This is a genomic window from Massilia sp. Root133 (assembly GCF_001426525.1).
GTDB lineage: Bacteria > Pseudomonadota > Gammaproteobacteria > Burkholderiales > Burkholderiaceae_D > Telluria > Telluria orientalis.
This window is the reverse complement of record NZ_LMEW01000035.1, coordinates 259,369-271,707: the sequence shown is the minus strand read 5'-3', so window position 1 is coordinate 271,707 and position 12,339 is coordinate 259,369. Positions and strand designations below refer to the sequence as shown.

Genomic DNA, 12,339 nt, shown 5'->3' with positions numbered 1-12,339 from the left:
CATCCATAAGGACTGAAACAAAATGACTACTCAAACCGGCACCGTGAAATGGTTCAACGATTCCAAAGGCTTCGGCTTCATTACGCCTGACGCAGGCGGTGGCGACCTGTTCGCCCATTTCCAGGACATTCAATCGGAAGGTTTCAAAAGCCTTGCCGAAAACCAGCGCGTTTCGTTCGTGCGCTCGACCGGCCCCAAGGGTGAAAAAGCCGGCAATATCCGCGCTATTTAATCGGTCTGATTAATTGCCGAAATGCACCACGCAGATAGCGTGGGCGTTTCAAAAGCGATAAAGAAAACGGATTCATGTAATGTGAATCCGTTTTTTTATGGCTGTGTTCGCGGTAGTTCGGTAACCCGCTCGCCTAGCCGAGCTGGACCGCAGCGCACAGCAGATGAGCCGGCTTCGTGAGCCGACGATCGTCCAGCACGCGCTGCCAGCCCGAGTAATGGATCAGGTAGCGGCTCGCCACGCCGCGAAACCGCACCAGCCAGCTTTTGAACCGGCTGTGCCAGCTGTTCACGTTTTGAATGTGAATCGCGCCGCGCGCCCGGACGCCCGCTTCCACGTTCACCGCTTCATGCGTGATGCCGGCCTGCTCCGCGAAATGCTGATAGACGATGGCGCCGTCGGTGATCAACAGGGCGTCGTCCGGCAGCACGGGTTTGAGGCACTCATGCAATTGCCCCACCGTCACCTGGCCGCGCCCCGTATGAAAATCGAGTGTCCGGCCGCTGCGGTCGCGCGCGACGAGCAGGCAATCGTGTTCCCGATTGATACCGCGCCGTTTGGCCACGCCACCCCGTTTTCGGGGTGGCCGCGTCAGGTTGCGCGCCCCCTTCTGCGATTCGAGCCGATACGTCTCGTCGGCCTCGACGATGGCCGACAATGTCGCCGGCCGGTCGCGCATGGCGCCGGGCACGAACCGGTGGCGCCACCGGAAGCTGGTCGTGCGATGCACGCCGACGACTCGCGCGGCATCGCGCACGGTGCGCGATTCGAGCACGCATTGCAGGTAAGGCAGCCAGAGCGCTTTCTTGCGCAGCCGTGCCAGCGGCGTACCGGTCAGTGCGTTGTGGCTGTGCCCGCAGCCGAGACAGCGGAAGCGCTGCAATCCGCTCGCATGGCCGCAGCGGTGCTTGCGGACGCAGCGGCAGTGCGGACACGGCCGGCCCGCCGCCGCCTGCTCGATCAGGGCAATGCACTCGGCCGGATCCACGATGCCGGCGATCCATTCCCGTAGCCGAGACAGGTCGTCTGGCGACAACTGCACCGCCANCCGCCTGCTCGATCAGGGCAATGCACTCGGCCGGATCCACGATGCCGGCGATCCATTCCCGTAGCCGAGACAGGTCGTCTGGCGACAACTGCACCGCCAGCAACATGGCGAACAATTCGTCGAACGTCAGGCCGCGCATCGTCACTCCTCATGAGTTAACTCGACGATGCGTATGACCTCTGCAACGAATTTCAGTTCACATNCATGGCGAACAATTCGTCGAACGTCAGGCCGCGCATCGTCACTCCTCATGAGTTAACTCGACGATGCGTATGACCTCTGCAACGAATTTCAGTTCACATAAATAGCGCGAACACAGCCCTTTATGTTGGATGTCCGAAACGCGGCGCCGCGCGCGCAAACGCCACCAGCCGCTCGCGCACCCAGCGCTGCGCCGCATCCCCATGGTTGCGGTTATGCCAGGCCATGTGGATGGCGAAGCCGGGTACGGGCAGCGGCGGCGCCAGCACGCGCAGGCGGTTTGGGCGCCCTTCCACCAGGCGGGCCGGCACGAGGGCGACGAGGTCGGAGCGTTCGACCAGGTCCAGTACCGAGTGGAACGTCGACGCCGACACGACGACGCGGCGCCGCAGGCCCTGCGCGTCGAGCACCTCGTCGACCGGCGTCGTGAAACTGCCGCCGCGCGGCGAGACCATCACGTGTTCGAGTTCGCAGAACCGCGCCGTATCCAGCGGCCGGCGCAGCGCCGGGTGACCGCGCCGCGCGATGAAGACGTAGCGCTCCTCGAACAGCGGACGCGAACGGAGAGACTCCGCGATGCCTTCCGGCGTCAGCACCGCGAGGTCGACGTCTCCCTTTTCCATCTGCGCTTCCAGCCGCGTGGAATCGGCCGGACGCAGGGCGATGCGCAGGCCCGGCGCGTCGCGGCGCAGCGCGAGCGTGAAGTCGAGCAGCAGCGCCGCTTGCACGTAGTCCGAACACGCCACGTGGAGCGTGAACTCGTCGCGCGCGGGGTCGAAGGCGCGGGCCGACGTCACCACGTCGCGCAGCTGCGCGAGGGCCGCCGCCAGCGGCGCCTGCAGGCCCAGGGCCAGCGGCGTGGGCGTCATGCCGCGGTGGCTCGGCACGAACAACGGGTCGCCCAGCATCTCGCGCAGGCGCGCCAGCTGGGCGCTGAGCGCAGGCTGGCTCAGGTTCAGGCGCTGCGCGGCGCGGCTCACGCTGCGCTCGGCCAGCAGCGCGTCCAGCGTCACGAGCAGGTTGAAATCGATGCGCTTGATATCCATTTTTTGGATACTACCCCAAAAGCCGGCTGGCATTCCCAAGCGCGGTTCGCATGCCCAGAATGGCCTTCATCACATTCAAGGAGCACAAAGATGAAGACCGTTTTACTGGTACACGCCCACCCCGACCCGCATTCCCTCACCGCGCAGATGGTCCGGGCCGCGCGCGCCGAACTGCGCGCCCAGGGCCATGAAGTGATCCAGTCCGACCTGTACGCAATGGGCTGGAAGGCCGTCTACGACGAACACGACTTCCCCGACCGGCAGGATCGCGAGCGCCTGTCGTTCGTGGACGAATCCGGCCACGCGTTCAGCACCGGCACGCAGCCGGACGACGTGCGCGCCGAGCAGGCCAAGCTGATGGCGGCGGATGCCGTCGTCTTCCAGTTCCCGCTGTGGTGGTTCGGCATGCCGGCCATCATGAAGGGTTGGATCGAGCGCGTGTACGCCTTCGGCCTCGCCTACGGCTACCAGGGCGCCGGCAACCGCCACCGCTACGGCGAGGGCGGCCTCGCGGGAAAACGCGCGCTGCTGTCCGTGACGACAGGCGGACCGGCCGCCGACTACGGCCCGCGCGGCATCAACGGCCAGCTCGACGAACTGCTGTTCCCGATCACGCACGGCGTACTGTTCTACCCTGGCATGGACGTGCTGCCCACGTATGCCGTGCATGGGACGAGCCGCATCGATGCCGAGGGCGTCGAACGCGCGAAGGCCGGCCTGGCGGCGCGCATGCGCACCCTGTTCACGGATGCGCCGATTCCCTACCGCCCGCAGAACGGGGGCGACTTCCCGGACCGGCACGTGCTGGCGGACGACGTCGCGCCCGGCGTCACCGGATTGCGCGCGCATCTGCGCTGAGACGGTCCCGGTCGTGGGACAATGTTCAAAATCACCACGACAGGAGACCGAATGAAAAGGACGCTGGCCGGCTTGCTGCTGTCCGCCCTGGCCTGGTCGGCCCAGGGCGCCGATATCGTCCTCGACGCGCCGCTGCCGCGGATCGTGCACAAGGACGGGCGCCATGCGCTGCTGGTGGACGGCAAGCCGTTCTTCATGCTGGGCGCGCAGGTGAACAATTCCAGTGCCTGGCCCGCGCAGATGCCGCTCGTCTGGCCGGCCATCGACAAGCTGGGCGCCAATACCTTGGAAGTGCCCATCGCGTGGGAACAGATCGAAACAAAGCCGGGCGTCTTCGACTTCGGCTACCTCGACCTGCTGCTCGCGCAGGCGCGCACCCACAACGTGCGCCTCGTGCTGCTGTGGTTCGGCGCGTGGAAGAACAATGGACCGAGCTATACGCCGGCGTGGGTCAAGCTGGACAACGCCCGCTATCCGCGCGTCGTCGATGCGAAGGGCGAGTTGCGCGATTCGCTGTCGCCGGTCTTCCCGGCCACGCTGGACGCCGACCGCAACGCCTTCGTCGCGCTGATGCGCCATATCCGCGCGAAGGATCCACAGCGCACAGTGATCATGGTCCAGATCGAGAACGAGACGGGCACCTACGGCAGCGCGCGCGACCACTCGCCGGAAGCGAACAGACTGTTTGCCGGCCCGGTGCCCGTGCCGCTCCTGACGACGCGCGGCCGCACGGGCGGCACGTGGACGGAGGTCTTCGGCAAGGAAGCCGACGAAGCGTTCCACGCCTGGTACATCGCGCGCTTCGCCGACGCCGTGGCCGCCGCCGGCAAGGCGGAACTGGACCTGCCGATGTACGTCAACGTGGCGCTGCGCGATCCGTTCAAGCCGCAGGACCCGACGTCGTACTCGGCCGGCGGCCCCACCGACAACGTGATCGACGTGTGGAAGGCCGGCGCGCCGCACATCGACGTGATCGGCCCGGACATCTATTTTCCCGAGACGCCGACATACCACGCCGTGCTGAAACTGTACGACCGCCCGGACAATCCGCTGTTCGTCCCCGAGACGGGCCACACCTTCGCCTACGCGCGCTACCTGTTCGACGTGATGGGCCGGCGCGGCATCGGCTTCTCGCCGTTCGGCGTCGATTTCACGAAGGAGGCGAACGACCCGGCCGCGATTCCAAAAAGCGCGTGGGACATGCTGGAGCCGTTCGCCAGCAACTACCGCCTCGTCGCGCCGATCATGCGCATCTGGGCGCGGCAGGCGTTCGAAGGCCAGGTCTGGGGCGCGAGCGAACCGGACGACCGCAAGCCCGTCGACCTGGATCTGGGCAACTGGAAGGCGCGCGTCCACTACGACAAGGGCACGTTCGGCGCGTCGGACTGGACGTGGATGAAGCCGCGGCCCGCGAATCCGCAGGGGCCCGAAGGCGGCGTGCTGGTCGCGGCGCTGGGCCCGGACGAATACCTGGTCACGGGCCGCATGGCGCGCATCGATTTCACCGCACCCGAGGGCAGCGGCAAGCGCGCCATGCTCGCGCGCGTGGAGGAAGGCCGCTACGACGACGCGGGCAACTGGGTGCTGCATCACGTATGGAACGGCGACCAGACCGATTACGGGTTAAATTTCACCACGGTGCCGCGCGTGCTTAAAGTAAAACTCGGAAGCTATCCGGCCCGCCAGCCCTAAGACCGTCGCCCCTGCGAAGGCAGGGCCCAATTTGCAAGCGTTTCGATGGCGCATGCAAAATTGGGGCCCCGCCAAGGGGGACGCCTAGTCCGGGGACGACGGGGTGATTGAAAAGGAACTCGTCATGACCACGACCATGCACAAGATCGCCCTGATCCTGTTCGTGCTCGCCCTGCTGCACACGTTTGCGACGCGCCTGTTCGAAGGCCTGGCGCACCGCCATCCGCGCCACGCCGGCCTGTTCCACCTGCTGGGCGAGGTGGAGGTCGTCTTCGGCTTCTGGGCCTTCGTGCTGATGCTGGCGATGGCCTTCGTCGACGGCAGCGCCGCCGCCATCGACTACGCCGAATCGCGCCATTACACGGAGCCGCTGTTCGTGTTCGTCGTGATGGTGGTGGCCGCGTCGCGGCCCGTGCTGGAGGCGGCGCGCGCGCTCGTGCGCCTGCTCGCGCGGCTGCTGCCGCTGCGCACGGAAGTCGCGCAGACATGGCTGGGCCTCGCGCTCGTGCCGCTGGTCGGCTCGCTGATCACGGAACCGGCCGCGATGACGATCGCCGCGCTGATGCTGGCCCCGTCCGTGTTCCGTCCCGGCATGCCGGAATGGCTGAAGTACGGGGCGCTGGGCGTCCTGTTCGTCAACGTGTCGATCGGCGGCACGCTGACGTCGTATGCCGCGCCGCCCGTGCTGATGGTGGCCGGGGCGTGGGGCTGGGACAGCATCCACATGCTGACGCACTTCGGCTGGCGCGCGGCCATCGCCGTGCTGGCCAACGCCAGCGTCGTGACGTACCTGCTGCGCCCGCACCTGCGTCCGTTCGACATCTCGATCGAGGGCGAGGCGCCCGTGCGCATGCCGGTTCTCGTCACGCTCACGCACCTGGGCGTGCTGACGGCGATCGTGTTGCTGGCCCACCATCCCGTGCTATTCACCGGCATTTTCCTGCTGTTCCTCGGCATCACCCAGGCCTACCCGCGCTACCAGGACCCGCTGATCCTGAAGGAAGGCCTGCTGGTCGGCTTCTTCCTCGCCGGCCTCGTCGTGCTGGGCGGGATGCAGCAATGGTGGCTGCAGCCCATCGTCGCGAAGCTGGAACCCACCGCCCTGTTCTTCGGCGCGCTGGGCCTCACCGCGATCACGGACAACGCCGCGCTGACCTACCTCGGTTCGCTGATCGCCGGCCTGTCCGAACGCGCGCAATACATGCTGGTGGCGGGCGCGGTGGCGGGCGGCGGCCTGACCGTCATCGCCAATGCGCCGAACCCGGCCGGCGTGGCGTTGCTGCGGCGCGGCTTCAACGACGAGTCGATCGGGGCCGTGGGCCTGCTGCTGGGTGCCCTTGCGCCCACTTGTGCGGCGGCTGTGTTGTTCTTGTTGTAACGTATTGACTGGAACGGGACCCTCCACGTCCCGCAGCGAGGGAACAACATGGATCACGACCTGCTGGTCAGCAAGACGGGCACCATCGAGCGCTGCTGCAAGCGTGCCCGCGACGAATACGAGAAGGACCCGACGACCTTCGTCGGCGACATCACGCGCCAGGACGCGGCGACCCTGAACGTGATCCGCGCCTGGGAAGCGGCCGTCGAGATGGGCGATTACGTGCTGGCCGACCGCGGCCTGGGCCCGGCGCACGACGAGCGTGAAGTCATCACGCTACTGGCGGACAACGGCTGGATCGAGCCGGCACTGGCCGAGGACCTCAAGCGCACGGGCGAATTCTGCCGCGCCGAATGGGACCACCAGGCCGCGCCGCTGCCCGCGCTGGTGACCATCATCAAGCGGGGACTGGACGATTTCGACGTGTATGCACGTGCGCTGCTGGCGGGCAGCACGACAGATGATCCGGCGGCGGATGCTGTCTAACTGGTATCATGCGCCCTTTCTGAACCACGCACCAGACACCACAAGAACATGAGCCAACCGACCAACCTGCCATCCTTCTGGAGCCGGCTGTCCCTTGCCTTCGGCGCCTTCTTCAAGACCCTGGGCGACGCCGAGTTCGCCGCGCGCGTGCGCGACGACCAGGTCGGCCCGATCGCCGCACCTGCGCCCGCCCCGGCACCAGCACCGAAGCCCGCGCCTGCACCTGCCCCCGCATCGGCCCCCGCATCGGCCCCATTACGCATCGCCACGCCGGACGCCGCCCTGCAATTGCTGGGCCTCCTGCAGCGCGAAGCCCGCCTGATCGACTTCGCCAACGAAAACATCACGGTCTACGCGGACGCCGACATCGGCGCCGCCGCCCGTCTCGTGCACGAAGGCTGCGCGCGCGTGCTGCGCGAGCACTTCACCATCGAACCCGTGCGCGGCGAGCTGGAAGGCACGCGCATCACGCTGCCGGAAGGCTTCGACGCCGCCAGCGTGCGCCTGACCGGCAACGTCGTCGGCAAGGCCCCGTTCACCGGCACCCTGTCGCATCGCGGCTGGCGCGCCCGCGACGTGCGCCTGCCGCAGCTGGCGGATAAACACGACGCCAGCGTCATCGCCCCGGCGGAGGTGGAACTGTGAGCGACATCCAGACCAACGACGCCCGCTACGCCATCGGCATCGACCTCGGCACGACGCACAGCGCGCTGTCGTACGTGGACCTGCAGGCCAGCGACGGCGAGAAGGCCGACCAGGGCGTGCTGGGCATCCCGCAACTGAGCGCGCCCGGCACCGTCGAGGCGCTGCCGCTGCTGCCGTCGTTCCTGTACCTGCCGCACCCGGACGAACTGGCGCCGGGCGAACTGGCGCTGCCGTGGACGAACGGCCAGGCCGCGCCCGTCGTCGGTGAAATGGCACGCAGCCGCGGCGCAAGCACGCCGATCCGCCTCGTGTCGTCCGCGAAGAGCTGGCTGAGCCACCCGAGCGTCGATCGCCGCGCCGCCATCCTGCCGACCGACGCGCCGGAAGAAGTCGAACGCGTGTCGCCGCTGGCCGCATCGACCCGCTACCTCGAACACCTGAAAGCCGCGTGGAACGCGACGCATCCGGACGCGCCGTTCGAACGGCAGGCCGTCACCGTGACGATCCCGGCGTCGTTCGACCCGGCCGCGCGCGAACTGACGGCGGAAGCCGCGAAGAGCGCCGGCTACGGCAACCCGACCTTGCTGGAAGAACCGCAGGCCGCGCTGTACAGCTGGATCGAAGGCAGCGGCGGCGGCTGGCGCAAGCAAGTGAAAGCGGGCGACATCGTGCTGGTCGTCGACGTGGGCGGCGGTACGAGCGACTTCTCGCTGATCGCCATCCTCGAACGCGACGGCAACCTGGAACCGCACCGCGTCGCCGTCGGCGACCATATCCTGCTGGGCGGCGACAACATGGACCTCGCGCTGGCCCACCTCGTCGCACGCAAGCTGCAGGCGAACGGCACGCAGCTGGACGCCTGGCAGATGCGCGCCCTCACCTACGCCTGCCGCGGCGCCAAGGAACACCTGCTGGCGGACGCCGACGCGACCACGTGGCCGATCGTCGTGCCGAGCCGCAGCTCGAAGCTGATCGGCGGTTCGATCCGCACGGAGCTCACGCGCGACGAAGTCACCACGTTCATCACGGACGGCTTCTTCCCGCGCGTGGAAGCGTCCGCACGCCCCGCGACGCGCACGCGCGCCGGCCTCACGCAAGTGGGCCTGCCGTATGCGCAGGACGCCGCCATCACGCGCCACCTCGCCGCCTTCCTCGGCCGCCAGGCCGGCGCGACGGCGGAGCTGGAAGGCTTCAACGGCAAGGTGAATGCCGAGCACACCTTCCTGCACCCGAGCGCCGTCCTGTTCAACGGCGGCGTGTTCAAGTCGGAGATCCTGGCCAAGCGCGTGATGGACACCATCAACGACTGGCTGTACATGGAAGGCGCCGAACCGGCCCGCATGCTGGAAGGCGCGGACCTGGATCTCGCCGTCGCGCGCGGCGCCGCCTACTACGGCTATGCGCGCCGCGGCGGCGGCGTGCGCATCCGCGGCGGCACGGCCCGGTCGTACTATGTCGGCGTCGAGTCCTCGATGCCCGCGATCCCCGGCTTCGAACCGCCGCTGGAAGCGCTGTGCGTGGCGCCGTTCGGCATGGAAGAAGGCACCGAGCTGGAACTGCCGGGCCAGGAAGTCGGCCTCGTCGTCGGCGAGCCCGTGCACTTCCGCTTCTTCGGCTCCACCGTGCGGCGCCAGGACCATATCGGCACCGTGCTGGAGTCCTGGAGCCCGGACGAGCTGCAGGAATTGAACGAGATCCAGGCGACGCTGCCGGCGGAAGGCCGCACGCCGGGCGACGTCGTGCAGGTGAAGCTGCATGCCGTCGCGACGGAAGCGGGCACGCTGGAACTGGTGGCCGTGGCCCGTGAAGGCCAGCGCTGGAAGGTCGAGTTCGACGTCCGCAGCACCGAGCAGTGACCCGCACCAGACCAGCCCTCGTCGGCATCGACCTCGGCACCACCAACACGGTGCTGGCGTATGCCGACGTGGGGTCCGACCAGGTCGCCACGCTCGATATTCCACAGCTGGTGGCGCCCGGCGAAGTGGGCACGGCGCCGCTGCTGCCGTCGAGCCGCTACCACCCGCTCGACGGCGAACTCGCGGCGGATGCGCTGCAACTGCCGTGGCAACAGCCGGACGTGGGCGGCGTGGAAAGAGTCGCCATCGGCCGCCTCGCGCGGAGTCTCGGCGCCGCGTCGCCGGGGCGTCTCGTCGCCTCCGCGAAAAGCTGGCTGTCGCATCCGGGCGTGGACCGCACGGCACCCATCCTGCCGTGGGGCGCGCCGGACGACGTGCCGAAAGTCTCGCCGCTGGCCGCGAGCGCCAGCTATCTCGCCCATCTGCGCGCGGCGTGGAATACGCGGCACCCCACGCAGCCGCTGGAACGGCAGCAGATCGTCCTCACGATCCCCGCCTCGTTCGACGAAGGCGCGCGCGCCCTCACGCTGGAAGCGGCGCGTCTCGCCGGCCTGCCCGACGTGCGCCTGCTCGAAGAACCGCAAGCGGCCCTGTACGACTGGCTGCAACGCCACCGCACGACCCTGGCTACCGACCTCGCGGACGCGAAGCTCGTGCTCGTAGCCGACGTGGGCGGCGGCACCACCGACTTCACGCTCGTCAAAGTCGAACTGAAAGACGGAGAACCGGCGCTGGCGCGCATCGGCGTGGGCAACCACCTGATCCTCGGCGGCGACAACATGGACCTCGCCCTCGCCCACCTGGCCGAATCGCGCCTGGGCGAGAGCCAGCGCCTGTCGGCCGGCCGGCTCGCGCAACTGACGGAACGCTGCCGCGCCGCGAAGGAACAGTTGCTGGCGCCGGACGCGCCGGATGAAGTGACCGTCACCCTGCTCGGCAGCGGCTCGCGCCTCATCGGCGCCAGCCGCTCCGCGACGATCGCGAAGGCCGACGTCAACCGCATCGTGCTGGACGGTTTTTTCCCTTTTAACGACACGCAGGAAGGTCCGCAGCGCGCCCGCGCCGGCATCGTCGAATTCGGCCTGCCGTATGCGAGCGACCCGGCCATCACGCGCCATCTGGCGGGCTTCCTGCGCCAGCACGCGCAGGCGGCGCGCGAGGCGCTGGGCATCCCCGATGACGATCGCCTGCCCGTGCCGGATACGCTGCTGCTGAACGGCGGCGTGTTCCGCGGAGAAGCGCTGGCGCAGCGGCTGGCCGGCGTGCTGTCCGCGTGGCGCGGCGACGCCATCCGTGTGCTGCACAATGCCGATCCGGACGTCGCCGTCGCGCGCGGCGCCGTCGCCTATTCGCTCGCGCGCGCCGGGCTCGCGCCCGCCATCGAAAGCGGCTCGGCGCGCAGCTACTACCTGATCCTCGAGGAAGGCGAACGCCTGCGCGCCGTGTGCGTGCTGCCGCGCGGCGCCCGCGCCGGCGCAGAGATCACGCTGGCGGAACGCAGCTTCGCGCTGCGCGTGGGCCGGCCCGTGCGCTTCCACCTCGTCTCCAGCGTTGCCGGGACGGCCGCGGCGGGCGATCTCGTCGACCTCGATCCCGCCGACATCGTGCGCCTGCCGGCGATCGCCACCGTGCTGCACGCGCAGGATGCGAAGACGGCATCCATCCCCGTGCAGCTGGCGGCCGCGCTGTCCGAGCTCGGCACGCTGGAGATGTTCTGCGTGGCCGAGGATGGCAGCGGCCAGCGCTGGCGTCTCGAATTTCAATTGCGCGGCGAAGAGGAAGTGCCAGAGGCCGCGCATCCGCAACTCGACGAGGCCATCAGGCGCATCGACCGCATCTTCGGCGCGCGCAACCAGCAGGTGGACACACGCGAAGTGCGCCAGTTGCGCGGCGCGCTCGAACATGTGCTGGGCGGCCGCGAACGGTGGGAGACGCCGCTGCTGCGCCGCCTGTTCGACGCACTGATGGAACGTGCGAAAGGCCGGCGCCGCTCGGCCGAGCACGAGCGCGTGTGGCTGAACCTCGCCGGCTGGTGCCTGCGGCCCGGCTTCGGCGACCCGCTCGACGATTGGCGCATCGGCCAGCTGTGGGCCCTGTTCCCGGCCGGCGCGCAATACGTCAAGGACAGCCAGGTGCGCGCCGAATGGTGGACCCTGTGGCGGCGCGTGGCCGGCGGACTCTCCACGGAAGCGCAGCTGCGCCTGCTCGACGACTTCGCGTTCAACCTGCAGGCCGACCCGAACGACCGCGCCAGGCGTCCCGCCACGCTCGTCGACGGCAGCGAGGACGACATGCTGCGCCTGGGCGCGTCGCTGGAGCGGATCCCGGCCGCGTACAAGGCCGAGATCGGGGACTGGATGGTCGGCCGTATCATGGGCATTCCGGCGGCGCCCAAGCCCGACGCGAAGGCCGCGGCCACGTATGCGCGCTATCTGTGGGCGCTCGCGCGCGTGGGCGCCCGCACGCCGCTGCACGGCAGCGCGCACGAAGTCGCGCCGCCGGATGCGGCCGGACGCTGGCTGACGGAACTCATGCTGCTCGACTGGAAGCGGATCGAACCGGCCGGCTTCGCCGCCGCCCACATCGCGCGCAAGACGGGCGACCGCACGCGCGACATCGGCGAGGACTTGCGCGCCCAGGTACTGCAGAAGCTCGCGTCCGCGGGCGCGCCGGCCAGCTGGTCCGCGCAGGTGCGCGAGGTCGTCGAACTGGACCAGGAAAGCAGCACGCGCATGTTCGGCGATGCGCTGCCGCCGGGGCTCAAGCTGCTGCGTTAAACCCCGTCATCCCCGCGCAGGCGGGGATCCATACTGAACCTCTGAAGTCGTTCATCCAGAACGCCACGGCATTTCCAAAACACGGAATTCGGCACTTCAGCATGGGCCCCCGCCTCCGCG

At 68.5% G+C, this 12,339-nt stretch carries 10 protein-coding genes; 8 read left to right on the top strand and 2 right to left on the bottom strand.

Features of this window, described 5'->3' with window-relative positions; genetic code table 11:
• Window positions 1-22 precede the first annotated feature (22 nt).
• Complete coding sequence (locus tag ASD28_RS28020; RefSeq protein ID WP_056136492.1) at window positions 23-232, top strand: cold-shock protein; 210 nt, start codon at window positions 23-25, stop codon at window positions 230-232.
• Window positions 233-365: 133 nt separating this feature from the next.
• Here ASD28_RS28020 and ASD28_RS28015 read toward each other — a convergent pair whose 3' ends face one another.
• The gene (locus tag ASD28_RS28015) at window positions 366-1,220 is read right to left on the bottom strand and encodes an IS1595 family transposase (RefSeq protein ID WP_373994870.1); all 855 of its coding nucleotides are present in this window, start codon (window positions 1,218-1,220) and stop codon (window positions 366-368) included.
• Between the two features lie 383 nt (window positions 1,221-1,603).
• Complete coding sequence (locus tag ASD28_RS28010; protein ID WP_056136489.1) at window positions 1,604-2,527, bottom strand: LysR family transcriptional regulator; 924 nt, start codon at window positions 2,525-2,527, stop codon at window positions 1,604-1,606.
• 90 nt (window positions 2,528-2,617) lie between these two features.
• On the opposite strand from ASD28_RS28010, the gene ASD28_RS28005 reads away from it, so the two are divergent.
• The 7 genes from ASD28_RS28005 to ASD28_RS27975 all read left to right on the top strand — a co-directional run bounded on the left by ASD28_RS28005 (window position 2,618) and on the right by ASD28_RS27975 (window position 12,219).
• Window positions 2,618-3,385 carry an NAD(P)H-dependent oxidoreductase gene (locus ASD28_RS28005; protein ID WP_056136488.1) on the top strand — a complete coding sequence of 256 codons (768 nt, stop codon included), beginning with the start codon at window positions 2,618-2,620 and terminating at the stop codon, window positions 3,383-3,385.
• 51 nt (window positions 3,386-3,436) lie between these two features.
• The gene (locus ASD28_RS28000; RefSeq protein ID WP_156403724.1) at window positions 3,437-5,077 is read left to right on the top strand and encodes a DUF5597 domain-containing protein; all 1,641 of its coding nucleotides are present in this window, start codon (window positions 3,437-3,439) and stop codon (window positions 5,075-5,077) included.
• Window positions 5,078-5,201: 124 nt separating this feature from the next.
• A complete protein-coding gene (locus tag ASD28_RS27995) occupies window positions 5,202-6,455 on the top strand; it encodes a putative Na+/H+ antiporter (RefSeq protein WP_056136484.1) in 1,254 nt (417 codons plus the stop codon).
• A 48-nt stretch (window positions 6,456-6,503) separates the two neighbouring features.
• The gene (locus tag ASD28_RS27990; protein WP_056136482.1) at window positions 6,504-6,941 is read left to right on the top strand and encodes a DUF86 domain-containing protein; all 438 of its coding nucleotides are present in this window, start codon (window positions 6,504-6,506) and stop codon (window positions 6,939-6,941) included.
• Between the two features lie 48 nt (window positions 6,942-6,989).
• Window positions 6,990-7,586 (top strand): DUF2760 domain-containing protein, encoded by a 597-nt coding sequence (locus ASD28_RS27985; RefSeq protein ID WP_056136480.1) that lies wholly within the window; start codon window positions 6,990-6,992, stop codon window positions 7,584-7,586.
• Window positions 7,583-9,442, top strand: coding sequence for an Hsp70 family protein (locus tag ASD28_RS27980; RefSeq protein WP_229412432.1), 1,860 nt, complete (start codon window positions 7,583-7,585; stop codon window positions 9,440-9,442). The genes ASD28_RS27985 and ASD28_RS27980 overlap by 4 nt, the downstream gene beginning before the upstream one ends.
• Complete coding sequence (locus ASD28_RS27975; RefSeq protein ID WP_056136478.1) at window positions 9,439-12,219, top strand: Hsp70 family protein; 2,781 nt, start codon at window positions 9,439-9,441, stop codon at window positions 12,217-12,219. Before ASD28_RS27980 ends, ASD28_RS27975 begins: the two co-directional genes overlap by 4 nt.
• Window positions 12,220-12,339 lie beyond the last annotated feature (120 nt).

Excerpts from the sequence above, each read along its gene's own strand:
- ASD28_RS28020 (WP_056136492.1), top strand. The coding sequence starts at position 23 with ATGACTACTCAAACCGGCACCGTGAAATGGTTCAACGATTCCAAAGGC.
- ASD28_RS28010 (WP_056136489.1), bottom strand. The coding sequence starts at position 2,527 with ATGGATATCAAGCGCATCGATTTCAACCTGCTCGTGACGCTGGACGCG.
- ASD28_RS28005 (WP_056136488.1), top strand. The coding sequence starts at position 2,618 with ATGAAGACCGTTTTACTGGTACACGCCCACCCCGACCCGCATTCCCTC.
- ASD28_RS28000 (WP_156403724.1), top strand. The coding sequence starts at position 3,437 with ATGAAAAGGACGCTGGCCGGCTTGCTGCTGTCCGCCCTGGCCTGGTCG.
- ASD28_RS27995 (WP_056136484.1), top strand. The coding sequence starts at position 5,202 with ATGACCACGACCATGCACAAGATCGCCCTGATCCTGTTCGTGCTCGCC.
- ASD28_RS27990 (WP_056136482.1), top strand. The coding sequence starts at position 6,504 with ATGGATCACGACCTGCTGGTCAGCAAGACGGGCACCATCGAGCGCTGC.
- ASD28_RS27985 (WP_056136480.1), top strand. The coding sequence starts at position 6,990 with ATGAGCCAACCGACCAACCTGCCATCCTTCTGGAGCCGGCTGTCCCTT.